Origin of the sequence: Asanoa sp. NPDC049475 (assembly GCF_040676915.1) — a bacterium.
GTDB lineage: Bacteria > Actinomycetota > Actinomycetes > Mycobacteriales > Micromonosporaceae > Asanoa.
This window is the reverse complement of record NZ_JBFAPY010000018.1, coordinates 13,090-35,323: the sequence shown is the minus strand read 5'-3', so window position 1 is coordinate 35,323 and position 22,234 is coordinate 13,090. Positions and strand designations below refer to the sequence as shown.

Sequence of the window (22,234 nt, the reverse complement as noted above, 5' to 3'; positions counted from 1 at the left end):
CCCCTCGCCCCTATACCCCTTTCTCTTTACTTGGGCGGGGTGTGGGGGGGGGGGGGCGGGGGCGCGGGGGGGGGGGGGGCCGCCCCCCCCCCCCCCCCACCAACCGCGAGTCAGGAGGGTGAAGTCCTCAGGAGGCGAACCCGGGCGCCGCGACGGCACCCTGCTCCTTCGGGTTGGGACCGAAGCGGTTCGTGCCGGGCTTGCTGTCCGCGGCCATGAAGACCAGCAGGACGATGGCGCCGATGAGCGGGATCAACGCGAGCAGCACCCACCAGCCCGAACGGTCGGTGTCGTGCAGACGGCGGACCGCGACCGCGAGACCCGGGAGGAACAGCGCCAGGGTGATGAGGCCACCGATGATGCCGGTGCCGGACATGCTGGTGTCGAACAGGACGCTGTCGAGGATCTTGCCGATCACGTTGAGGATGATCGTGAAGACCACGAACCACCAGTACTCGGACCGGCGCGCGCGGCCGGAGAATCCGACGTAGTTGGTGAGAACAGCTTTGATCGAATCAGTGAAGGACATTACCTGTCTCCGGTGTCAAAAGGGCGGACCTGCATGATCGGTGCCAACGGATCGAAGCAGCTCGACATCTCGGAAACAATGGCCGACCAGTCAGACCAGGTCAGCCCGCTCGGCGGATCATTCGGGTCCTCCGGTCAGCGCCGGGGCATCGAGGAAACCCCTGTCGCCGCTAGGATCCCGGCCACCTCGCGGGGGTGCGCGAGGTGCGGAAAGTGGCCGCTGCCCGGCAGCACGGTGACGGCCACGTCGGGCAGGGCGGCTTCCAACCACCGGCGGTACGCCGGGTCCGGTTCCGCCCCTGTGACGTAGTGGTAGGCGACGCCGCCCGCGCGGATGATGGCCAGGTCGCTTTTCCGCCGGTCGACGAGCCGCTCCGCGGGCTCGGTGAGCAACTCGTTCCAGTAGCCGAGCAGCAGGTCCTGCTCGGGTGTCCCGGTCGCCTCGACCAGTCGCCGGGCGTCCGGCGGCAGCAGGTCGACGCCCATGCGGTCCATAAGGGACTGCCACACCTGTGCGTAGTCCGGTCCGCGCAGCACCGGCTTGACCCGACGCAGCATCGTCGCGAAGCCCCCGGGCAGCAACGGCTGGTCCACATTGACCACGCCACGGGTGGGATAGGCGGCCGCGTACATCGTCGCCAGCACGCCACCGAGCGAGTGGCCGACGACCACGGGCGCGTCGAGCCCGGCGTCGACCACCGCGTCGTGGATCGTCCGCGCGACCTCGTCCAGCCCGTAACGGCGCCGGGCCACCGACGCGCCGTGCCCGGGCAGGTCCAGGGCCAGCACCCGCCGGCCCGGGTCGAGCCGCGCGAGCTCCGCCCCCACCGGCGACCACTGGTGCCGGTCGAAGCTCAGTCCGTGCAGGAGCACCAAAGGCGGGCGCTCACCGAAGAATTCCGTTCCCATGCCCGTGGAGGCGTAACCGCGGGAGCGACATCCTGTTCGTGGGCCGGGTCACAGCCGCCAGCGGCCCGGCCCACCCGACGTCGGCTGGTAGCGGAAGAGCCGGCCGGTGTGCACGGACGCGCTCAGGTGGGCACCGGCGAGCGGGGCCGCCGCCGCGACCCGTTCGATCGTGGCCCGCAGCGCGCGGGTGGCGTTGACCCGCGCCCGTTCCGCCTCGTCGGACACGGTCCGGGGCCGACCGCCGAGCCCGGTCGCCCGGCGCAGCTCGGCCAGCAGCGCGGTGCGCTCGGCCTCGACGGAGGCCGCGCGGTCGGCGTCACCGGCCCGGTCGGCCGCCGCGAGCCGCTCGTCGAGCTCGGCCACCCTTCGCCTGTACGCCGCCCGTGCGGTGTCGTCGAGCACGGGCTCACCCGGGGCGACCCGCAGGCCGCCACCGCCGGCGACGAGGTCCAGCGCGGGGATCTCCTGCCCCGGGGCCGCGAGCAGGGTGCGCAGGTAGTGCACGCCGCGGCCGTCGCGGAGGCGGGCGGTCTCGCTCCCGGCGTGCAGCCGCCAGTCGTCGCCGTCGCGCAGCAGGGACCACTCGTCCGGGGCCGGTTCGAGCTCGGCGAGCAACCCGCGCAGGCCGAGCCGCTCCGCGATCGACCGGGCCCGCGCGAGGTCGTCGGCCCCACCGGCGCGGGCGGCGAGCGAGTAGGCCAGCCACGGCAGGGTTCCCGCGCGCTGTTCCAGCTCGATGGCGCGGTCGAGATGGGCGACCGCCTCCGCCGGCCGGTCCAGCCGCAGCGCGAGCCGGCCGAGGTAGTCGTCGACCGGTCCGCTGATCGTGTTCGCGCCGCCCCAGACCACCAGCTGCCCGGCGTACGGCAGCAGGGCGTCGTACAGCGCCTGGGCCGCCGACTGGTCCTGCGCCCGGGCCGCCACGGCCGCGAGCTCCGCGGCCGCGGCCAGCCAGCGCGGCCCGGTGCCCGCGAGCACGGCGGGCAGCGTGCGGGCCAGCTCGAGCTCGGCCTCGGCGAGGTGTCCGGTCTCCGCGAGCACCCGGGCCAACGTCGCCTCGAAGAAGTGACCGGGCAGCCGGCGGGCCAACCCGCGCAGCGTGTCGACGTCCCTGGCGTCGCCCCGGAGGCTGGCCAGTAGGCCGCCCACGGTGGCGACCAGGCGTTCCGTGTCGGCCACGCCGGCGCGGCGGCCCTGTTCGGCCACCAGGGCCACCAGGTCCTCGGCCGTGTCGAAGCGGCCGCGGACGGTCGCGAGCATCGCCTGGCGGGACAGCACCACGACCGGGGCCTCGCTGTCGCCGGCCAGCTCGCCGGCGCGGGCGTACGCGGTCAGCGCGGTCTCGGCGCCGGCCAGGTCACCCAGCTCCGCGCGGGCGACGAAGGTCCAGAACAGCCCGCGCAGCTCGAGCCGCGCGTCGCCGGCCGCGCGGGCCTGCGTGACGATCTCCGTGGCGGTGGCCAGCCGGTCGCGGGCCGCGGCGGGATCCCACAGGGCGTGCAGCCGCGCGTCGAGGACCTCGGCGAGCACGCCGGGACCGGCGGTCCGCGCGAGTGCCAGCGCCTCGGCGATCAGCTCCTGCCGGCGTACCGCCGAGGTGGGGTCGCCCAGCAGTTCGCGGGCGAGCCGGGCCAGCACCCGCGCCCGGGTGGCCGGCGGGAGCGGCCGCGTCGTCGCCTCCTCCAGGAGCCGGACCAGGCCGGCGTCCAGTTCGAGGAACTCGGCGCGCGACGGCGTCGTCAGGGCGAGGCGCGCGACCGCGTCGCCGGACGAGCCGGCCAGATCCGCGGCGAGCCCGAGCGCCGGCCCGGGCAGGCCGCCTGTGGCCAGCCACAGCGCGTGCACCGCACCGTCCGGCAGGTTCCCGACCAGCTCGGCGAGGTCCGCCTCCGGCAGCCCGCCCAGCCGCAGCTCGGTGCCTACACCGAGCGGCTCGCGGCTGGTCGCGACCACGACGGTTCCGGACATCGACGCGAGCCGCGTGAGGTCGTCTGCCGTCGCCCGGTCGGGGTCGTCGACCACGACGAGCCGCGGACCGTTGCCGGCGGTCCCAGCCCCGCGGGACACCGGCACGCCGCGCTCCCGGGCCAGCTCCGCTGCGGCATCCGCCAGCGCGGTCTTGCCGGCACCGGCCGGACCGGTGACGATGACCAGTCCGCCGTGCCCCCGCGCGGCCCGGTCGAGTGCCTGACCGACCGCGGCTAGCTCCCGACGTCGCCCGACCAGATCCACCTGGCCAGCCTAGATACGGCGCGGTCACCGCACCGTGCGCCGGGCCACAGCTTGCTTCCGGCGCGGTCGATCTGCTGCCCGCGCTGCCGCCAGCCCGGCCCGCCGCCGGCTGCGCGGCCTCGTCGCCCGGCCCGGGGTGGTCGTCGACGGCGAACGGGACGCGGGCCAGCGCCTGGTCGCGGCACGGCGGTCCGCTGCCCGCGATGCGGCCGTCGAGGTGCGCCGGCGGGCGTCGCCGACGGCGAGGTGCGGCTGGCCGCCGACGGCGACGGATGCCTTTTGGTGGTTCCTGCGAATGGCGAAACCACCGCGTGATACCGCAACGCGTTCACGGATTCGCGCGTGAGCCCGGTATCGAGAGCCCGGGCGGCCTGCCCGGGCGCGTCACCACGGGGGGTTCATCGTGCGTGTCCAACCACGTCTCCACCTGGCCACGGTCGGCCTGGTCGCCGTCATCGCGGCCAGCGGCTGTGCACAGGCCGGCCCCGTTCTAGCGGGCGATGCCATGACGGCACCGGCACCGGCCGGCTCGACCGCTGCGCCGACGCTGCCGCGGCTGTCGGCCAGGCCCGTCCCCGACCAGGCGCCGACCGTCATCCCGGTCAGCGCGTTCCTGGCTCTGCCTGACGGGATGCGCTTCGGCGACATCCGCCGGCGGGCGGATGCCGACAACGCCGTGCCGCGCCTGTGTGGTGGCGAGCTCGCCAGCCGCGGCCGGACCGCGGCCAGCGCCGCGGTGTTCTCGGTGTACCAGGACGCCGACGCCCCTTCGGTCGCCATCCGCGGTGTCCTCTACCAGACGATCCGCACGTATCCCGGCAACGGCGCCGCGGGGTTCATGCGCGGCCTGCGGGCGGACCTCGCATCGTGCGACGCCTTCAGCCGTGACGGCGTCCGGTTCCGGGTGCGGACCGCGGCGCTCGACGGTGCCGGAGACGAGGCGCTGACCGTCGACGTGATCCAGCCGCAGCTGGACCTGCCTGGCAACCCGGTCGGCGGCGAACAGACCAACCGCGCGGTCGTCGTCCGCATCGGAGACACGGTCACGATCCTGTGGGACGAGGCGTACGAGCGCTCGAGCACCGACCCGGACATCTTCGCCGACTTCACCCGCCGGGCCGTCGACACGATCCACGCCTGGCGCCGCTAGCCCGTTTGGTCGGCGCGCGTCGGGTAAGCATCGGGCAGAGTCGCCGGGCACATGATCGCGGGGGGTCCATCGTGCGAAACCATCGAGGTCCCGGGCTGGTGACGGTCGGCCTGGTCGCCGTCCTCGCGGCGGCGGGCTGCGAGCGGGCTGGCACCGAGCAGGCCGGGCCTTCCACCACGGGGCCGGTCGCGTCGGCGCCGGTCCCGTCCACGGCCACGCCGTCGGCCAGCGCGGCGCCGACCGTCATCCCACTCGGTGCGTTCCTGGCCCTGCCCGAGGACATGCGCCACGGCGACATCCGCGTGCGGGTCGAGGTCGAGCAGGCCCTGCCCCGGCTGTGCGGGGGTGAGTTCGCTAGTCGCGGCGCGACCGCGGCCAGCGCCTCCGTGATGTCCGTGCACGGCATGCGCCGGGACCCGCCGGGGACCGTCCCGTCGGGCGTCCTCTACCAGACGATCCGCACGTACGACGGCGACGGCGCTTCCGCGTTCATGCGGCGCCTGCGTGCCGACCTGGCATCGTGCGAGTCCTTCAAGCGCGACGGCAGCGTGTTCCGGGTGCGGACCGCGGCGCTCGACCGCGTCGGCGACGAGGCGCTGACCATCGACCTGGTCCAGCCGGCCAGGGACCTGCCCGGCAACCTGGTCGAGGGCTTCCAGACCAACCGCGCCGCTGTCATCCGCATCGGGGACACGGTGACGATCCTGTGGGACGCCGAGTACGAGCGCTCGAACAGCGAGCCCGCGGTCGTCGCGGACTTCGCCCGCCGCGCCGTCGCCGCGATCGACGCCTGGCGGAGCTAGCGTGGACAAATGGGACAACCGCATCTGAGCAGCCACCACCGCCGGACACTCCAGAAGATCCTCGACCACCCGGTCAGTCACAACATCGAGTGGCACGACGTGCTCTCCCTGCTGTCGGAGATCGGCACGGTCGACGAACGGCACGATGGCAAGATCCGTCTTGCCATCGGGTCGGCCGCCGAGGTCATCGAGATCCCGGTGTCCAAGGACCTCGACACCCAGACGGTGGTGCAGCTGCGCCGCGTCCTCACGCAGGCGGGCTACGGAAAGGGGAAGGCCTGACCGTTCGCGTCATTCGCCTACGGGACGACGTCGAACCGGTCCACGAGCAGGTACGTGCCGGATCGTTTGGCACCGCGCAGCGTGTGTGAGCCCGGTGACAGTCCGCGGACCGAGTAGACGACCTGCTGGGTGAGACGGGTGCCGTTGGTGGTGTCCACTGTGGCCTTCAGCACGCCGTCGAGGTAGATGTCGGCCAGACCCTGGTCGGAGTAGCGCTCCGAGAGGTAGTCGACGCCGGTGCCGTTGAACGCGTACGTGAAGGACCCGCCGTTGGTCGTCGTGTAGTGCACGTCGTCGTTGTAGTCACCGAGCCCGCGACCGCTGCTGACCGACCAGCCGCTGCTGTAGGTGGCCACGTCGTCGTTCCACCGCCGGACCGTGCCGGCGGCCGGGTGGAGCTGGGCCTGCGGCACGACCTGCGCGGGTGTGTTGGGGCTGCTCCAGATGAGCTTCAGGTAGGCCTCGCCGCCCTGTTCGGTATGTTCCAGGCGAAGGTCGTGGCGGCCGGCGGTGAGCGTCACGCTGCCCTGGTCGACGGTCGGCCCGTGTGGCGCGGTGTTGTCGATGACGAGCTGGCCGTCGATCCACAGGCGGACCGTGTCGTCGAAGACGGCGGTGAAGGTGCACCGCTCGGAATGGCGCGGCTCGATCGACCCGGTCCAGCGGCCCGCGAAGTTGTCGGTGCCGATCGAGGGGGCGGGGGAGCCGCTGAACCGCCAGGCGTAGTTGACGGTCGGGTCCGTGCGGGTGACGGCCGGCGTACCGCTGAAGCTGGTGTTGTTCCAGAACTCCGCTCTGAGGCCGGAACCGGTGCCGACCGCCGTGGGCGCGGGCGTCGTGATGTCGGCCTCGATCACGGTGGCGATGGCGTTGGTGGCGCCGCCGCTGGGCAGGAAGTCGTAGCCGTCGCCGGCCGCGTGATGGCCGCGCCGTTGGCGGCCATCCAGGTGCCGACGCCGTTCAGGGCGCCCGCCTGTCCCGCCGCGACCGCCCCGGACGGCATCGGGCCGACGTTGAGCAGGAGGTTGGCGCCGTTGCTCGCCACGGTGGCCAGGTCGCGTACGAGCTGGGTCGGCGACTTGAAGGCGGTGTCCCAGGCCGCGTACCCCCAGGTGTTGTTGATGGTCATGCAGGTTTCCTGGAGCTGGGCCGAGGGCGGGGAGCCGGCGAGGGACTGCTCAGGGGTGCCGTAGTCGCCGTCGACGGGGCGGCGCTTGCCGATCCGGTTGTTGGTGATGACCTGGGGCGAGATGCCGCGAACGAACCGCTCCAGGTCTTCGCCGTGCTGCTCGGACCACGGGTTGGTGGGGTTGGTCTCGGTCCACTCGCCGTCGAACCACAGCACCGCGGGGTCGTAATTGGTCACGAGCTCCTGCAACTGCGCCTTCATCCTGGTGACGTAGGCCGTGAAGTCGGCGACGAAGTCGGGGTCGTCCCAGTCCCAGATCGAGTAGTAGAAGCCGAGCTTGACGCCGTTGGCGGTCGCGGCGTCCTTGAGCTCGCGCAGGCCACATGGCGAACCCGTCGTGGTGCTTGGAGGTGATCACGATGTACTTCTGACCCGCTTGCCTGGCGAGTCGCACGATCGCGTTCGCGTCGAACGACGCGGGGTTGAAGCCGGCCGCCTTCGCCTCGTAGTCGCTCCACGGGATGCCGCACTGCCGCTTGATCCACTCGGCGTCGCGACAGGTGCCGTACTGACCCTGATAGACGGCGTACGGGCCGAAATGGATGAACATGCCGAACCGCGCCTCGTCGAACCAGCGGGTCCGACGACGTAGTTGTCGCCCGGCGCCGCGGCGGCCGGTCCGACGGAATGACCCCCGCCGCCGCCACCGCCACGAGCAGCGACAGCCCGATCCGGAGCGTTCCTCGCATGCTGGCCTCCGGTGGACGGTGGACGAATCGACCAGGCCTGGCGGTTAGGCGTCGGGCAGGGTGAGCTTCCACCGGTCGGCCGCGCCGCGCAGCAGGGTGGCCAGGCCGGCGCGGAACCGGTCCCGTTCGGACAGCGGGCCGGTCACCCGGGCCCAGGACTCGTGCGGGTCGCCGTCCCCGAACAGCGCCTGGGTGTGCGGGAACTCGCCGGTGGCGATCTGGACCCGGGCGAACTGGAGAGCCGCGTCGACCGGCGACTCGTCCCGTGCGGGCTCGCCGGCCTCACGCACCTCGGCTGCGCGCAACGCATTGCCGTGTACGTGGTCGTCGACCATGTTGATCAGGAGGAACTTGTCCGGCGCGTCGAGGTCGGTGCCGGCGAGGGCCGCGAGCGACTGCTCGAAGTGCCGCATGTTGTTGGGCCCGACCGGGGCGTTCCGCAGCGAGTGCAGCGCCCACGGGTGGCGGGTCAGGATGTCCCAGGTGCGCACGGCGATCGCGGTCAGCGCGTCGTACCAGTGGGACGGGAACTCGCCCTCTGGGATCAGCACCTCGGCCATCAGCGCGTTGTCCATGAGGGCGACGAGCTCGTCCTTCGTGCGCACGTAGTAGTAGAGCGTCATCGTGCCGGCGTTGAGCTCGCCGGCGACGCGGCGCATCGAGACGGCCGCGAACCCCTCGGCGTCGGCGATGGCCAGCGCGGTCGAGGCGATCTGGTCGCGGTTGAACTTCGGCCGGCGGGTGCCGGGCTCGGGCCGGGTCCAGATCAGGGCGTCGTCGTCCGCGCTTGCCATTCGTACACCGTACCGCTAGCGTTGTTAGTACGACGTACGAAGATGTCGTACGTGATACGAACAAGCGGGGAGGGTGTCATGACCGAGGTGTTGATCGCCGGAGCCGGGCCGACCGGGCTGACGCTGGCCTGCGAGCTCGCGGTGCGGGGGATCGAGGTGCGGATCGTCGACCAGGCGCCGGCGCACTTCGGCGGGTCGCGGGCCGACGGCATCCAGCCCCGGACGATGGAGGTCTTCGAGGACCTGGGCGTGCTCGACCGGATCCTGGCGAGCGGCGACCTGGGGATGCCGATGCGCGCCTACCAGGGGGACACCGTTATCTGGGAGGGCAGGATGAGCGAGCCGGAGGAGCCGACGCCGTCGGTGCCGCACCCGAACGCCTGGTTCGTGCCGCAGTTCCGCACGGAGGAGATCCTGCGCGAGCGGCTGGCCGAGCTCGGCGGCCGCGTCGAGCCGGCGACGACGCTGGTCGACTTCGCGCAGGACGACGACGGGGTGACCGCTTCGCTCGCGACGGCCGACGGACGCACGTCGCGGGTGCGGGTGCGCTACCTGGTCGGCGCCGACGGCGGGCGCAGCACGGTCCGCAAGGCGCTCGGCATCGACTTCCCGGGCGAGACGGACGAGTCCACCACGATGCTGTTCGCCGACGTCCGGGTCGAGGGCGTCTCCCGGGACCACGGCCGGATGTGGCGCGTCGGTGAAGGGCTGGTCGGGCTCACCCCGCTGGCGGGGACGGACCTGTTCGTCGCGGTCGCGCGCCCGCCGGTGGACCCGGACGAGCCGGTTCGCGACTATCTACAGCGGACGGTCTCGGAGGCGTCCGGACGCTCGGACATCGTGGTGCGCGAGGTGACCTGGCACACGACGTGGCGGGAGAACACGCGGCTGGCATCGCGGTTCCGGGAGGGCCGGGTGTTCCTGGCCGGCGACGCGGGGCACGTGCACCCGCCGACGGGCGGCCAGGGCATGAACACGGGAATCCAGGACGGCTACAACCTCGGCTGGAAGCTGGCGGCGGCTCTGGCTGGAGGCGCGGACGTGCTGCTGGACAGCTACGAGCCGGAACGGATGGCGGCGGCGCGCACAGCGCTCGCGCTCGCCAAGGACCTGCTGGAGAAGCACCGCCGGGGTGACGAGGACGCGCACGTGCGGGGGCCTGAGCTGCGGGGGTTCGCGCTGAACTACCGCGGCGGCCTGCTGAGCGCGGACGACCGGGCCACCCCGGGGGCGGTCCGGGCCGGCGACCGGGCACCCGACGCGCCGGTGGACGGCACGGGCCGGCTGTTCCCGTTGTTTCGAGGACCACATTGGACGCTGCTCGGCTTCGGTGCCGGGACGGCGGACACGGTGGCGGCAGCCGACGAGCGGTTCGGTGCGGCTGTGCACGCTTATACGGTGATCGCGCCGGGTGATCCGGCGGACAAGCACGCGGTGGTCGACGCCGAGGGACATGCCCGATCCTGCTACGACGTCACCGACGGCACGCTGGTCCTGGTGCGCCCGGACGGCTATGTCGGCCTGATGACGCACTGTCCGGAGCGGCTGACCGAGTACTGGACCACGTTGCACGGCGCTTCGATAGCTTCCGGGTCGTGACCTTTCTTGACGCGACGCGCTCCTCGTACGACGTGGTCGCCGACGGGCGACCGCCGGTGGGTCGCGGCCGGTCACGCCGTGCTCGGTGATCGTGTGTGCCACATCGAGACCACGACCCGGCCCGCCCATGACCATGTGAGGCTGGTCTGGGCGACAGGCCGACGAACGTCTCGACCTGTCACACACGATCATGAAAACGGCGCGTCAGAGTGTTGATGAGGCGCACACGATCATGGCCTGGCGCACCCGACCGGCGGCCCTCTCGACCAGCCGTGTGGGTGCTCGCCGCCGCGGCACGGAAACCGCCTGACGCCGGACCGTGGCCGACCCGGCGGGCAGCCGCGGTGACGCAACGGTTGCCGATCACGGACACGACCTCGGAACGACGAAATGTGGAGGTCTGCGTGGATAAGCTGGCCTAGCCCGACTGAAGGAGTTGGCAGTGGCCACGTACCTGATCACGCACGAGGTCGACGACGTCGACGCATGGCTGGCTTCGCCGAAGCGGAAAGAGGCCTTCGGACCGCTGGGCGTCAAGGTTCGCGAGTTCTCGGACCCGTCGGGCTCCAACCGCGTCGGCCTGATCGCCGAGATCCCGGACTTCGCCGCGTTCCAGACATTCATGGCGTCCAAGGAGGCGGCGGCCGCGATGCAGCACGACGGTGTCCGCCCGGAGACCCTGCTGATCCTCCGCGAGAGCTAGGCCTGAAAGAATTCCCCGTGGCGCTGTCGGATCGGGCCGGCCGCGTTCGTGGCACTGGTGAACGCAGCCGCCACAACGGGAGATGAGCCGAGATGCAGTACCTGTTCTCCGTGATCCACGATGAGTCCACCCTCGCCACTGACGAGGAGATGGCCGCCATCGACGTGTTCAACGACAAGCTCCAGGCCGAGGGGCACTGGGTCTTCGCCGGTGGCCTCGGCATGCCGACGACGGCGACCGTCATCGACAACCGGGGAGCGGACGCGATCTTCAGCGACGGTCCCTTCCTGGAGTCCAAGGAATACCTCGCCGGCTTCTGGATCGTCGAGGCCGACGACCTCGACGTCGCGCTCAAGCTGGCCGCCGAAGGCTCCAAGGCGTGCAACCGCAAGGTCGAGGTGCGGCCGTTCCTGTGAGCACGGTCGACGCGGCGATCACCCAGGCCCACCACGCCGAGTGGGCGCGGGTGGTCGCCGCCCTGACCCGCCGGTTCGGCGACCTCGACATCGCGGAGGAAGCGGCGGCCGAGGCGTTCGCGACCGCCGTCGAGCGGTGGCCGGCCGACGGCGTACCCCCCAATCCCGGCGCCTGGCTCACCACCACCGCCAATCGCAAGGCCATCGACCGGATCCGGCGGGAGAGCAAACGCGACGACAAACAGAAGGAGGCTCAGCTGTTGTACGACGACGACCCGCCCGAGCCCCTCGGTGTCATCGACGACGAGCGCCTCCGACTGATCTTCACCTGCTGCCACCCGGCGCTGGCGATGGAGACCCGCGTGGCGCTGACGCTGCGCATGGTGGGCGGGCTGACCGTCGCGGAGATCGCTCGCGCCCTGTTCGTGCAGGAGACCGCCATGGGACGGCGGATCACCCGCGCGAAGGACAAGATCAAGGCGGCGCGCATCCCGTACCGGGTGCCGTCCGCCGAGGATCTTCCGGCCCGGGTCTCGGGCGTGCTCGCCGTGCTCTTCCTCGTCTTCAACGAGGGCTACCTGGCGACCGGCCCGGACACGGATCCCGTGCGCCAGGACCTGACCGCGGAGGCGATCCGGCTCACTCGGCTGATCCGGGGGCTGCTGCCGGACGATGGGGAGGTGGCCGGCCTGCTGGCGCTGATGCTGCTCACCGAGGCCCGCCGGACCGCCCGCGTCTCGGCCGACGGAGAGCTGGTCACCCTCGACGAGCAGGATCGCGGGGCGTGGGACGCCGCCCTGATCGCCGAGGGCCATCGGCTCGTACGCGAGCGGCTGGCGACCGGTGTGGCACCGGGTCGCTACCAGATCCTCGCCGCGATCAACGCCGTGCACACCGACGCGCGCGACATCCGCGACACCGACTGGTCGCAGGTCGTCGCCCTCTACGACCAACTGGCCCGCATCGACCCCTCGCCGGTCGTCGCCCTCAACCGGGCCATCGCGGTCGCCGAGATCGACGGCCCGGACGTGGCGCTGGCGGCCGTGGAGCGCCTCGAGGACCGGTTGGCGGGCTATCACGCGTTCCACGCGACCCGGGCCGACCTGCTGCGCCGGTTGGGTCGCAGCCAGCAGTCGCGAGCCGCGTATGACCAGGCCATCGCGCTGGCGGGCAACACCGCCGAGACCGCGTACCTGACCCGCCGCCGCGACCAACTAGGCCGACCTCAAGAAAATTAAGATCCACATCTTGAAAGTTAAGCGCCTGCCGCGTACAAATTGAGTTATGAACGAGCAGGCGATGGACTGGCATGAACTCACAAGCCTGACGCGGGGCCAGCCGTTCGTCGTCGAGCGCGTGCGCCTGGCGGGCAGCGGGGTGGCGATCGAGGGCGAGTTCGAGCCGCCGCAGTTGGCCGCGCTCACCGTCGAGGACCAGGTGTTCGTCACGGCGTTCGTGCGCTGCCACGGCTCCATCAAGGAGATGGAGCGGATCTTCGGGGTGAGCTACCCGACGATCAAGTCGCGGCTCAACCGGATCACCCAGCAGCTCGACTTCGTCGAGACCGATCCGGCGCCGCCGCACAGCGACGTCATCGACCGGCTGCGCCGCGGCGAGATCACCGCGCAGCAGGCTTTGTCCGAATTGGAGGGTCGCACGTGATGCCGCAGGTGGTCACGGTTCGGGTCAACCGCCCGACCGGTCGCCCCGTCCGGATCTGGGTTCCGTTGCTCCCGATCGCCCTGGTGCTGCTGCCGGTGCTGGTGCTGGCCGCGGTGGTGGCGGCCGTGGCCGCCGCTGTCTATCGCGTCAACGCGCTGACGGCGCTGCGCACCGGTTGGGGCGTCGTCTCCGCCCTGCGGGGCACCCGGATCGACGTCGAGCACGGCCGAACGGCGGTGCTCGTCGCCATCCACTAGTCCGAGTTTCCGACCAACAGAAAGGTCCCGATGAACGAACAGCGCAAGGACATCCTCGAGATGCTGGCGGAGGGCAAGATCACCGCAGTCGAGGCCGAGCAGCTCATCGCGGCGCTCGAACGAAGCCAGCCGCCGGCCACGTCGACCGCCGAGACCCGGCCGAAGACCAAGGCGAAGTACCTGCGGGTGCTGGTCGACAACGTCGAGAACGGCGAGCCGGGCCGGGTCAACGTGCGCGTGCCGCTGCAACTGCTGCGGGCCGGCGTGAAGCTGGCGGCCCTGATCCCGCCGCAGGCGCTGGGCCAGGCGACGATCGAGCTCAACAAGTCAGGCGTGCCGTTCGACCTGACGCAGCTCAAGCCCGAACAGCTCGAGGCGCTCATCGAGCACCTCGACGAGGTGACGGTGGAGGTCGACCAGCCCGATGCCAAGGTGCGTGTCTTCTGCGAGTAGGGCGGGACGGACCCTCGAGAGGATGCTGGAACATCCCCTCGAGGCCGCGTCCGCAATGCAGAGCACGGTTCAACTACCAGCTTGAAGTCTAACCGCGTACGGCGGATGGGCCACTGCGACCGGGTGGCCCATCTCGCGTTCAGTCGGCGCAGGCGGCCTTGACCTTGTCGCGGGCGCCGGCCGTGGTGGTCAGGGCCGTGTCGACCGAGGCCCCGTCGGTGAGCTTCGAGATGCGCAGGGACGCCCCGGACAGCGCGGCCTTGACGCCCGCGTCCGTTGCCTGCGCGGAGAAGTCGAACAGGTCGTAGGACCAGTGCTTCAGGGCGCCTTCCTCGTACTTCTCGAGTTCGGCGACCCTGGCCTTGTCGTCGGCGTCCTTGTTCTTCTTGGGCACGAGCGTCTTCAACTCGTCGAGGGCGAGCTTGATGTTCGCGGCCGCCGTGTCACTGGCCTTGACCGCGTCCTGACACGCCTTGGTCGTCGCCGCGTCGACGGAGGCCGAGGCCGCGGCCGAGGTGGGCGGCGCGGTCGGAGACTGTGCGGCCGAGCCGGCGGACGCCTCGGCCCCGCCGGTCGAACCGCAGGCGGCGGCGCCGATCGCCACCGCCGAGACCATGACCACCGTGGCGATACCGCGCCGCATGCCCGCTCCTCGATGCAGAGGTTGATCTATGCGGCGGTGATGCTAACTGATCATGTCGGCGCGCACGGCCCCGTCGGGCGCTGACCTGCGCTCGATGAGGGCGCACAGGTAGCCCGCGACCAGGACGACCAGCGCGAGCGCCACCCAGCCGAGCCGGCCGCCGTCGATGCACAGCGTGATGACGACGACCGGTGCCACCGCCTCGACGAAGCCGTGGCCCAGGCCGACCACCCCCTGGTACTGGCCCTGTGCCTCGGGTCGCGCCAGTGCGAAGGACAGCTCGAACGTCCCGGCCGCCTGCCAGACCTCGGCCAGCGAGTGCACCAGCACCGCGACCAGCAGCAGCGCGACCGTGACCCACGCCGACGGGCCGGAGGACAGGGCCATCAGGACCCAGGCCACCAGGAACAGCGGGCCGGAGCGGGCCAGCAGCCGTGCCGCCGTCCGCGGGCCGTCGATCGACCGCGTCGCCGGGATCTGGGTGACGGCGACCGTGACGGCGGCGACGAACAGGACCAACGCCGCCATCGAGCGGGGCGCCGCCGTGCGTAGGACTATCCACACCGGAAGTGCCTGGATCAGCACCCAGTACTGGAGGCTGGCGACCGACGAGGCCGCCGTGAACGCGAGGTAGCGGCGGTCGCGCAGGGCCAGCCAGCGGCCCTGCGCGGGGGAGGACGCGGCGTCCCTGGTCGGTGGCAGGTGGGGGAGCCGGGCCAGCACGGCGGCCGCGACCAGGAACGTCACCGTGTCGGTGAGGACCATCAGCACGTACGCCGGTCGGCTGTCGACGGCCAGCACCACAGCGGCGCCGAGCATGCCCACGGCCAGGCCGACGTTGGTGACCGCGCGCAGGTACGTGCGCAGGGCCGCACCCTTGCCCTCCTCGGCGAGCACCCCGATCATCGCCCCGCGCGCGCTGCCCGAGCCGGCCCGGCCGATCGCCGCGACCGTCGCCACCAGGATCAGCGTCCACACGTCGCGCACCAGCAGCAGGCCGACGCTGGCCACCGCCTCCAGCAGCATCGAGGCGATGACGACCTCGCGGGCGCCGCGCCGGTCGGCCTGGTCGCCGACGACGATGCCGGCACCGAAGCCGATCAGCGATCCGACGGTCAGCCCGATGCCCGCGGCCGTCGGGCTCAGTCCCGCCGACCGGATGAGGAAGATCGTGCCCGCGGACAGGAACAGCCCCATGCCGACGGTGTTGACGAGGGTCGACAACGCCAGCAACCGTTGTCGGGGGTCCTGCGGGCCGCGCAGGTCGTCGCGCAGTCTGGTCAGCAACATGGTGGGACCGTAAGGTTTGACACGGGTGTCAAGGTCAAGAGTGGACGATGCTGATCAATCAGTTGGCTCATCGCACCGGCGTGAGCACGCGGGCGCTGCGGCACTACGACGGCCTCGGGCTGCTGTCCTCACGACGGCTCGACAACGGCTATCGCGACTTCGCGGAGTCCGCCGTCGAAGAGGTGCGCCGGATCCGCCTCCTGCTCGAGATCGGCCTCGGCCTGCAGGCGGTGGCGCAGGTGCTGCCCTGCTTCGACCAGGACGGAGCCCTGACCGCCTGCCCGACCGCCCGCGAACGGCTCCGGGGCCAGATCCGCGAGCTCGACAGCTCCATCGCCGAGCTTCAGCGCACCCGCGGGCTGCTGGCCGGCGCGCTGGACGACCTGGTCGACATCTGACCCGGCGCGCTCGTTCCGGTCAGCAGTAGCCCTCGTGCAGGTACGGCCGCTGTCCTGGCTCGCCGAGGTCCAGCGGGAGGTCGACCGCGGCCGGCAGGTCGTCGAGGCTCGCGTTGGGCAGGACGAGCTCTTCGCCGGTGTAGCGCTGCCGGACCGACTGCTCCGCGGCCGGCGCGCAGACCAACGGGTCGGCGTAGGTGTTGTAGCCGATGCCGACGCCGGTGTTGAGGAATCCCGCGTCCTGGCACTGGTACAGCACCGCCCGCAGCGCGGCGGCGTTGCGCGGACCCGCATAGCGCTCGTCGAAGTTGGCGAAGCACTGTGTGGACTCGGCGCCCTCGTAGGGCGACGGCCCGGCGGCGGCCAGCGCGTCCAGGAAGGCGGCGTCGCAGCCGATGTCGGCCGAGGGGAACGCGCCGGCGAGCAGGTCGGCGCGCCGGCAACCGGTCACGTGCTCGAACGCGTCGACCACGTCCTCGTCGCGGCCGATCCGGGCATAGGAACGCTCGAGCTCACGCACGGCCGCGCGCGGAACGGCCAGGTCGACCAGCCTGTGCCACTGCGCGAACGTCGGCACCGTCGCGTGGACGCCGTGGGGGAGGGTGTAAACCGCCAGGTCCATCGGGTACGGCCAGGTGTCGAGGCCGGGAAAGCCGACGTACGACAGGACTCCGACGCCGACCTTCGCCGGCTCGTCGCCGTACCGCCGGCGCAGCTCCAGGTATGCCTCGAGGTTGGTGCTCGACCCGGCCCAGGCGTACGCGAAGCCGGCCGGATAGAGGAAGCTGTCACCCCGGCTGTGCACGGTCGCGAACAGGGTGGGCGCGACACAGCGCACCTGCCGGGCCTGCCAGGCGGCGCGGTATTCGTGCGGCGTGCTGACGCAGCGCCGGCCGGCGGCGGCCGGTGAACCGGCGACGAGGAGACCGGTGACCGCGAGAACGAGGGCGCAGAAGGCGGCGAACATCCGGCTGTGGCGCATCGACGGCTCCTAGCGGTCCGGTGTCACGCCAGTCTCCACGGTCGCACCACCGATGTCGATGCTCAGCGTCGACCCGGCCAGCTCTTCCAGTTGGCGAGGACCGGTCCGAGCTGGGTCTCCTCGTACGCCAGGTGCTCGAGCAGATGGTCCGACAGCGCGCGCAGCGCGACGACCAGCTTGCGCCGGGGTCCGGTGTCGTTGCCGCCGAGTTGGCGGGCGGCGCCCTCGACCTCGTAGAGCAGGTCCTCGACGAGCCGGTGGTCGGCCTTCAGCCTGGCCACGGTCGCCTTCAGCTGCGGCGCCGCCCGGACGACGGCGGGGAACAGCGCCTCGTCCTCGTTGTGGTGGTGCCGGTGCACGACCTGGCAGTAGCTGAGACAGTTCACCCGCAGCTGGAACAGCGGGCCGTTGCTCTTGAGGCGGGTCAGGCCGGACCTGACCTGGCGGGCGGACGCCCCACCGGCCGCGGCGTCGGCGAGCTTGCGGACGGCCGCGAGATCCCGTCTGAGCATGTTGTGCACCGACTTCAGCTCGTCGAGCAGGGGGTTGCGACGAGGGGCCATCGGCCAAGCATGACCGACCCTGGGGCGGAAAAGCGTGGTTGGTGACCTAGCTCCCGTCGGCCGATGTTGATCTATCCTGCGGTGTGCTCATCGACGACATCGTCGCGCTGCGGGCTCGATCGCGCGCCCGCGCCGCCACCCGCCGACCGGGGCCGCCGATGGCCACCGAAGATCGTCTCATCGGCGGTGTGCCGGTCCGCGTCTACCGACCGGACGCCCGGCCCGTGGTGGTCTACCTGCACGGCGGCGGGTTCGTCCTGTGCGACCTCGAGACCCACGACTCTCTGGTACGCCGGCTCGCGGCGGCCACCGGAGCGTGCGTGGTGGCGGTGGACTACCGCCTGGCGCCGGAGCACGCGTGGCCGGCCGCGGTCGACGACGCTGTCGCGGTCATCACCGCGCTCGCCAGCGGAGACCGCCCGGTCGCGGTGGCCGGCGACTCGGCCGGCGGCATGCTCGCGGTGCTGGCCGCGCTGCGGCTGCCGGGGCTTCCGTTGCTGGCGCTGCTGCTGATGTGCCCGAACGCCGACCCGACGCTGAGCTCGCCGAGCGTGACCGAGTTCGGCGGCGCCACGCTGCGGGCCTGGATCGACCTGTGGCTGCCGGACCCCGCCGTCCACACGTCGGCCGAGGTCAACCTGCTCGCCGCCGACCTGCGCGGGTTGCCGCCCACGCTGCTGGTCACCGCCGAACGCGACGCCCTGCGCGACGAGGGCGATGCCTTGGCGGCCCGGCTCACCGCCGCCGGCGTACCGGTGCGGCACTGGCGCGAGGCCGGGGCGGAGCACAACTTCCCGACCCTGCGCGACACCTCACCGGAGGCCGCGGCGGCCGAGGACCGCTATCTCCACGCGGCGGCCGACCTGCTGCGCGGTGGCCGCGGGTGGTTGGCCGACACGCGCAGCTCGTACGACACGGTCGCGACGGCGTACGCGGACCAGGTGCGGGATCTGCTGGCGGAGACGCCGCACGAGCGGGCCGCCCTGGCCCGGTTCGCAGGGCTCGTCCGTGGCGGACCGGTCGTGGACGTGGGCTGCGGGTCGGGCCGGATCACGGCGCACCTGCACGGGCTCGGCGTCGACGCGTTCGGGATCGACCTTTCGCCGAAGATGGTCGAGGTGGCTCGGAGCGAGCATCCCGGTCTGACGTTCGACGTGGGTTCCATGACCGAGCTCGACCTGGCCGACGAATCGGTCGCCGGTCTTGTCGCCTGGTATTCGCTGATCCACATACCCGACGAGGAGCTCGGCGGCGTCTTGCACCACTTCTGGCGCGTCCTGCGACCCGGCGGTCCGCTGCTGATCGGCTTCCATGTGGGCGACGAGTCACGGCTCAAGACCTCGGGCTACGGCGGGCATCCGATGAACGTGTACGTCCATCGCCGCCGACCCGAGCGAATGGCGGCCTGGTTGGCGGACGCGGGATTCGTCGTCGAGTCTTCGACGACGCTCACCTCGGCCGAGAGCCGCCAGGGCGCAATCGTCTTCGCGCGCCGCCAGTCGTAGTCGAACAGCGTCATCGCCGCCCGGTCGGACCATCCGAATGCGACCGGCCGCGGGCGATGATGTGCATCGCTGCCAGCCACGCTTTCGGAGTTGACGATGTTCGCTCGGACGACTGTCCTGAGCCGGGATCGGGCGTACCGCATTCTCCTCGGATCGGCTCTCGGCCTGGGAATCGTCGGTGTCACCCGGGTGTGGTGGGCCGGCCTCGGGTTGTGGAAGGACGAGGCCGGGATCGCGAACAACCTGAACCGTTCGTACCTCGCGCTCACCGGACATCTCACGTACGAACAGGTCGCCCCGGTCGGTTGGCTCTGGCTGGAGAAGGCGATCCTCGAGGTCCTCGGCGCGGACGACCGGGTGATCCGGCTGCCGTCCTATCTGGGCGCGCTGGCGGTGCTCTGTCTGAGCACGCTGATCGCACACCGCGTCATCGGCCGAGCCGGTGCGGTCGTGGTCGCCGGGTTGCTGGCGTGGTCGCCGACGCTGCTGGTCTATTCGGGTGAGCTCAAGCAGTACACCTGGGAAGCCGGGGTGGCGCTCGCGCTGCTCCTGCTCGGCGCGTGGGCACACCAGGCGATCCGCTGGACCCGCCCGATTTCGCGACGCGGCATGCTGGCGTCGGTGGCCTGGGTGGCCGCGACCGGTGTGGCGGTGTTTGTCTCGTACAGCGCGATCCTGGTCACGGCCGCGGTGACGGCGGCGGTGGTCGGAATGCACGCCCTTCGGCGCTCCTGGGCCGACGTCGCCTGGCAGGCCGCGCTATCGGTGCCGGCCGGCCTGGCCGCGGCGTTCCTGGTGGCCCGGCGGCACCGGTTCGCGTTCTATCCGGGCCAGACCGACTACTTCGAGGGCGGCACGGCACCGGAAGGGGCGAGCCTCCGCGAGTTCCTCGCCTGGCCCCCGTACCTGTGGCGGCAGTTCGTCGACGCCCCGATGAGGTGGCAGCTGAGCGCGCTGACGCTCCTGCTGATGGTCGCCGGGGTTGTCGCACTCCGGCGGCGCCGACCGCTGTGGGCGGCGATGCTGGCGTCGGTCTTCGTCGTCGCCTTCGGTGGCGCCGCCGCACGGGGATACCCGATGACCAGCCGCCCGGCGATCTACCTGATCGCGCCGACGGTCCTGCTGGTCGTCGCGGGGCTCGACGGGTTGGTGCGGGCGTATGCCGTCGTGCGTCACCGTGGCCGGGGCGTCGTGGCGACCGTCGCCCTGGTCGCGGTCCTGGTCGGGGTGGCGGTGATGGTCCGCCCGGTGTACGGCACGGTCCGCAAGGAGATAGCGGCGCCACAGGGCAAGGAGGCGTTGCGGGACGCGTTGCGTGACATCTCGGGCCAGGTGCGGGAAGGCGACCTGGTGCTCGTGTACTACTTCGGCAAGGCCGTCGAGACGTGGTACCGACCGCGGATGGACATCGGCGAGAACGTCGTCTACGTGCGACTGTGCCAGCCGGAATCCCCGTCCGAGAACCGGTTGGCATTGTGGGAACGGATCAACCAGGCCAAGCGCGTGTTCTATGTCCAGGGCCGGCTGAACGCCACCACCAGGCGGGACAACTTCGACGTGTCCGTCCAGGCGCTGGCGGCGATCGGCACCGTGGTGGAGCGGCACGACGCCCCCAGGGACCGCATCGGTCCGCACTCCTGGGCGCTCGTGGAGATAACCCACCCGTCACCGGCCCCGACGTCGGCCGCCGAACCCTGCCTGGAGACCAACTGACGGGTCACAACGATCGCGTTCGCTGATGCGGCCAGCGCCCTACCATTCGTCAACCAGCCGCTCTCCGAACAGCGTGTCGCCGTCGGCGGGGTCGTGCATGGGCGCTGTCGCCAGCACCGCCCCGGTCGCGTCGAGCGCTCGCAGGGTCACGTCGCCGCGGTGGCGGACCTCGATGACCTCGGCGCCGTCCGTCTTCCACACCCGGCGGCCGGCGGCCAGGGCTCCGACCTGGACCGTTCCTGGCGGAGCGAGGACGACCACGGTGTCCGTCAGGTGGGCACCGAGATCCTTCCGCACGGGTACGCGTACCGCCATCAGCTCCGTCGAAGCGCTCGCTGCGGTCGCGGCCCACGACATGGTCGCGATGTAGTCGCCGCCTGGTTCGTCGGGCTTGTAGTACCGACGGGGTCGGGGCTCGGGGCCGGTCGCGACCATGAAGGTGGATCCGTCGCGCACCTGGAGCACCGCCGGGCCGGCGCCCGACTCCGGGCCGACGAGCACGGCGGGCACGGCTCGCCCGTCGACACCCGGCACCGAACCGCCCCAGCGCATCGCCGGCGCCCTGGCCGACAGCCCGGCGTGCGCGGTCAACGCGCGGTAGGCGCCCAGCGCGGTGCCCGCCGTGGCCTGGTCGACCGTGCCTTGTGCCGTCCGTGTGTCGTCCGGCGTGGCCTGCTTCGACCCTTGGACGCCGTCGTCGTGCTCCGACTGCCATGCCGCCAGGGCTTGGAGCCGCACCACGCCGTCGCAGGTGACCCGCCACAGCTCGTCGGCGGGGAGGCTTCGGTGAGGACGTAGTCGCCTGCGGGCGACGGCCGCCACGTCCGGTGCACTGTGCCGTCGGGTCGGACGACGCCGTCGCTCGACGTGTCGACCGTGCACCCGGCCGGAGCCAAGCCGAGCGAGAACCGGTTCCAGCTGGCGCTGCCGTCTCCCCAATCCTCGGTGATTCTCGTGAGCGGATCGACCCAGCCGCGACTGACCCCGCCGCTGCCGACCAACTCGGCGGCCGAAGCACCGCGCGGCGCGGTCCGGATCACGAGCATGGCGGCGGACGGCGAGTAGAAGGCCGACGAAGGTGATCGGCTCGTCCGGCGGCGAGCCGTTCCATGTCGTGACTTCGGTCCGCGTGCGCCACAGGTCGACCAGATAGGACACCGTGAGGTACTGGCGCTCCAGCATCGCTCGGTAGTTGCAGGTCAGCTGCGTGCCCCGGTCGTGTTCGGGCAGGCTCGAATCGAGGGCAAGATTCGAACCTGCGCACCCGTCGCGATCGGCGGCCGGCCCGCCGATCCGGACCGAGGTCTCCGTGGCAGCGTCCTGGCGCTCTGCCAGATCCGCCCGGGTCGCGACGGGGTCTTGAAACGCTGAGCCGGCGAGCTCGGACCCAACGGCAACGTTGGGCCCGACCTCGCATACCGCGAACCGTACCCTCCAGACCGTGGGGCCTTCGGGGTCGCCCCCGGAATCGGAA

General features: G+C 71.7%; 23 protein-coding genes and 1 pseudogene. 13 read left to right on the top strand and 11 right to left on the bottom strand.

Annotated features, from left to right (window positions below):
• Positions 1–127: 127 nt before the first annotated feature.
• The 3 genes from AB0J88_RS39730 to AB0J88_RS39720 all read right to left on the bottom strand — a co-directional run bounded on the left by AB0J88_RS39730 (position 128) and on the right by AB0J88_RS39720 (position 3,669).
• Positions 128–529, bottom strand: a complete 402-nt coding sequence (locus AB0J88_RS39730) for a DUF805 domain-containing protein (RefSeq protein ID WP_364362056.1) — start codon at positions 527–529, stop codon at positions 128–130.
• 134 nt (positions 530–663) lie between these two features.
• Positions 664–1,437 carry an alpha/beta fold hydrolase gene (locus AB0J88_RS39725; RefSeq protein ID WP_364362058.1) on the bottom strand — a complete coding sequence of 258 codons (774 nt, stop codon included), beginning with the start codon at positions 1,435–1,437 and terminating at the stop codon, positions 664–666.
• Positions 1,438–1,485: 48 nt separating this feature from the next.
• Positions 1,486–3,669, bottom strand: a complete 2,184-nt coding sequence (locus tag AB0J88_RS39720) for an ATP-binding protein (protein ID WP_364362060.1) — start codon at positions 3,667–3,669, stop codon at positions 1,486–1,488.
• 403 nt (positions 3,670–4,072) lie between these two features.
• On the opposite strand from AB0J88_RS39720, the gene AB0J88_RS39715 reads away from it, so the two are divergent.
• From AB0J88_RS39715 to AB0J88_RS39705, 3 genes are all read left to right on the top strand, one after another.
• The gene (locus AB0J88_RS39715; protein ID WP_364362062.1) at positions 4,073–4,819 is read left to right on the top strand and encodes a hypothetical protein; all 747 of its coding nucleotides are present in this window, start codon (positions 4,073–4,075) and stop codon (positions 4,817–4,819) included.
• Positions 4,820–4,890: 71 nt separating this feature from the next.
• Positions 4,891–5,622, top strand: coding sequence for a hypothetical protein (locus AB0J88_RS39710; protein ID WP_364362064.1), 732 nt, complete (start codon positions 4,891–4,893; stop codon positions 5,620–5,622).
• Between the two features lie 9 nt (positions 5,623–5,631).
• Positions 5,632–5,904: a hypothetical protein gene (locus AB0J88_RS39705; protein ID WP_364362066.1), complete on the top strand. Its 273-nt coding sequence runs from the start codon at positions 5,632–5,634 to the stop codon at positions 5,902–5,904.
• Positions 5,905–5,921: 17 nt separating this feature from the next.
• On the opposite strand, the gene AB0J88_RS39700 is transcribed toward AB0J88_RS39705, so the two are convergent.
• The 3 genes and pseudogenes from AB0J88_RS39700 to AB0J88_RS39690 all read right to left on the bottom strand — a co-directional run bounded on the left by AB0J88_RS39700 (position 5,922) and on the right by AB0J88_RS39690 (position 8,576).
• On the bottom strand, positions 5,922–6,761 hold the full coding sequence (locus AB0J88_RS39700; RefSeq protein ID WP_364362067.1) for a PA14 domain-containing protein: 840 nt from the start codon (positions 6,759–6,761) through the stop codon (positions 5,922–5,924).
• Positions 6,758–7,643 (bottom strand): annotated as a pseudogene (locus AB0J88_RS39695) (alpha-L-fucosidase). The gene AB0J88_RS39700 and the pseudogene AB0J88_RS39695 overlap by 4 nt, the downstream one beginning before the upstream one ends.
• 183 nt (positions 7,644–7,826) lie before the next feature.
• Positions 7,827–8,576, bottom strand: coding sequence for a TetR/AcrR family transcriptional regulator C-terminal domain-containing protein (locus tag AB0J88_RS39690; protein ID WP_364362069.1), 750 nt, complete (start codon positions 8,574–8,576; stop codon positions 7,827–7,829).
• Positions 8,577–8,654: 78 nt separating this feature from the next.
• Here AB0J88_RS39690 and AB0J88_RS39685 point away from each other — a divergent pair, with 78 nt between their 5' ends.
• The 7 genes from AB0J88_RS39685 to AB0J88_RS39655 all read left to right on the top strand — a co-directional run bounded on the left by AB0J88_RS39685 (position 8,655) and on the right by AB0J88_RS39655 (position 13,666).
• Positions 8,655–10,175 carry an FAD-dependent monooxygenase gene (locus tag AB0J88_RS39685; RefSeq protein WP_364362071.1) on the top strand — a complete coding sequence of 507 codons (1,521 nt, stop codon included), beginning with the start codon at positions 8,655–8,657 and terminating at the stop codon, positions 10,173–10,175.
• Between the two features lie 442 nt (positions 10,176–10,617).
• A complete protein-coding gene (locus tag AB0J88_RS39680; RefSeq protein WP_364362073.1) occupies positions 10,618–10,878 on the top strand; it encodes a hypothetical protein in 261 nt (86 codons plus the stop codon).
• 92 nt (positions 10,879–10,970) lie between these two features.
• Positions 10,971–11,294: a YciI family protein gene (locus AB0J88_RS39675; protein ID WP_364362075.1), complete on the top strand. Its 324-nt coding sequence runs from the start codon at positions 10,971–10,973 to the stop codon at positions 11,292–11,294.
• On the top strand, positions 11,291–12,532 hold the full coding sequence (locus AB0J88_RS39670; RefSeq protein ID WP_364362076.1) for a DUF6596 domain-containing protein: 1,242 nt from the start codon (positions 11,291–11,293) through the stop codon (positions 12,530–12,532). Before AB0J88_RS39675 ends, AB0J88_RS39670 begins: the two co-directional genes overlap by 4 nt.
• A gap of 46 nt (positions 12,533–12,578) precedes the next feature.
• Positions 12,579–12,956 carry a DUF2089 domain-containing protein gene (locus tag AB0J88_RS39665; protein ID WP_364362078.1) on the top strand — a complete coding sequence of 126 codons (378 nt, stop codon included), beginning with the start codon at positions 12,579–12,581 and terminating at the stop codon, positions 12,954–12,956.
• The gene (locus AB0J88_RS39660; protein WP_364362080.1) at positions 12,956–13,213 is read left to right on the top strand and encodes a hypothetical protein; all 258 of its coding nucleotides are present in this window, start codon (positions 12,956–12,958) and stop codon (positions 13,211–13,213) included. Before AB0J88_RS39665 ends, AB0J88_RS39660 begins: the two co-directional genes overlap by 1 nt.
• 30 nt (positions 13,214–13,243) lie before the next feature.
• Positions 13,244–13,666 carry a hypothetical protein gene (locus AB0J88_RS39655; protein ID WP_364362082.1) on the top strand — a complete coding sequence of 141 codons (423 nt, stop codon included), beginning with the start codon at positions 13,244–13,246 and terminating at the stop codon, positions 13,664–13,666.
• Positions 13,667–13,805: 139 nt separating this feature from the next.
• Here AB0J88_RS39655 and AB0J88_RS39650 read toward each other — a convergent pair whose 3' ends face one another.
• Both AB0J88_RS39650 and AB0J88_RS39645 read right to left on the bottom strand, forming a co-directional pair.
• Positions 13,806–14,309 carry a hypothetical protein gene (locus AB0J88_RS39650; protein ID WP_364362083.1) on the bottom strand — a complete coding sequence of 168 codons (504 nt, stop codon included), beginning with the start codon at positions 14,307–14,309 and terminating at the stop codon, positions 13,806–13,808.
• A 42-nt stretch (positions 14,310–14,351) separates the two neighbouring features.
• Entirely contained in the window at positions 14,352–15,599 is a 1,248-nt protein-coding gene (locus tag AB0J88_RS39645) for an MFS transporter (protein ID WP_364362084.1), read from the bottom strand.
• A gap of 47 nt (positions 15,600–15,646) precedes the next feature.
• Here AB0J88_RS39645 and AB0J88_RS39640 point away from each other — a divergent pair, with 47 nt between their 5' ends.
• Entirely contained in the window at positions 15,647–15,997 is a 351-nt protein-coding gene (locus AB0J88_RS39640) for a MerR family transcriptional regulator (RefSeq protein ID WP_364362085.1), read from the top strand.
• A gap of 19 nt (positions 15,998–16,016) precedes the next feature.
• Here AB0J88_RS39640 and AB0J88_RS39635 read toward each other — a convergent pair whose 3' ends face one another.
• Both AB0J88_RS39635 and AB0J88_RS39630 read right to left on the bottom strand, forming a co-directional pair.
• Complete coding sequence (locus AB0J88_RS39635; protein WP_364362086.1) at positions 16,017–16,979, bottom strand: hypothetical protein; 963 nt, start codon at positions 16,977–16,979, stop codon at positions 16,017–16,019.
• A gap of 62 nt (positions 16,980–17,041) precedes the next feature.
• A complete protein-coding gene (locus AB0J88_RS39630; protein ID WP_364362087.1) occupies positions 17,042–17,542 on the bottom strand; it encodes a hemerythrin domain-containing protein in 501 nt (166 codons plus the stop codon).
• A gap of 83 nt (positions 17,543–17,625) precedes the next feature.
• Between AB0J88_RS39630 and AB0J88_RS39625 the strand changes: the two genes are divergently transcribed.
• Both AB0J88_RS39625 and AB0J88_RS39620 read left to right on the top strand, forming a co-directional pair.
• Positions 17,626–19,047 carry an alpha/beta hydrolase fold domain-containing protein gene (locus AB0J88_RS39625; RefSeq protein ID WP_364362088.1) on the top strand — a complete coding sequence of 474 codons (1,422 nt, stop codon included), beginning with the start codon at positions 17,626–17,628 and terminating at the stop codon, positions 19,045–19,047.
• 96 nt (positions 19,048–19,143) lie between these two features.
• Positions 19,144–20,760, top strand: a complete 1,617-nt coding sequence (locus AB0J88_RS39620) for a hypothetical protein (protein WP_364362089.1) — start codon at positions 19,144–19,146, stop codon at positions 20,758–20,760.
• 39 nt (positions 20,761–20,799) lie between these two features.
• On the opposite strand, the gene AB0J88_RS39615 is transcribed toward AB0J88_RS39620, so the two are convergent.
• On the bottom strand, positions 20,800–21,582 hold the full coding sequence (locus AB0J88_RS39615) for a hypothetical protein (RefSeq protein WP_364362090.1): 783 nt from the start codon (positions 21,580–21,582) through the stop codon (positions 20,800–20,802).
• Positions 21,583–22,234 lie beyond the last annotated feature (652 nt).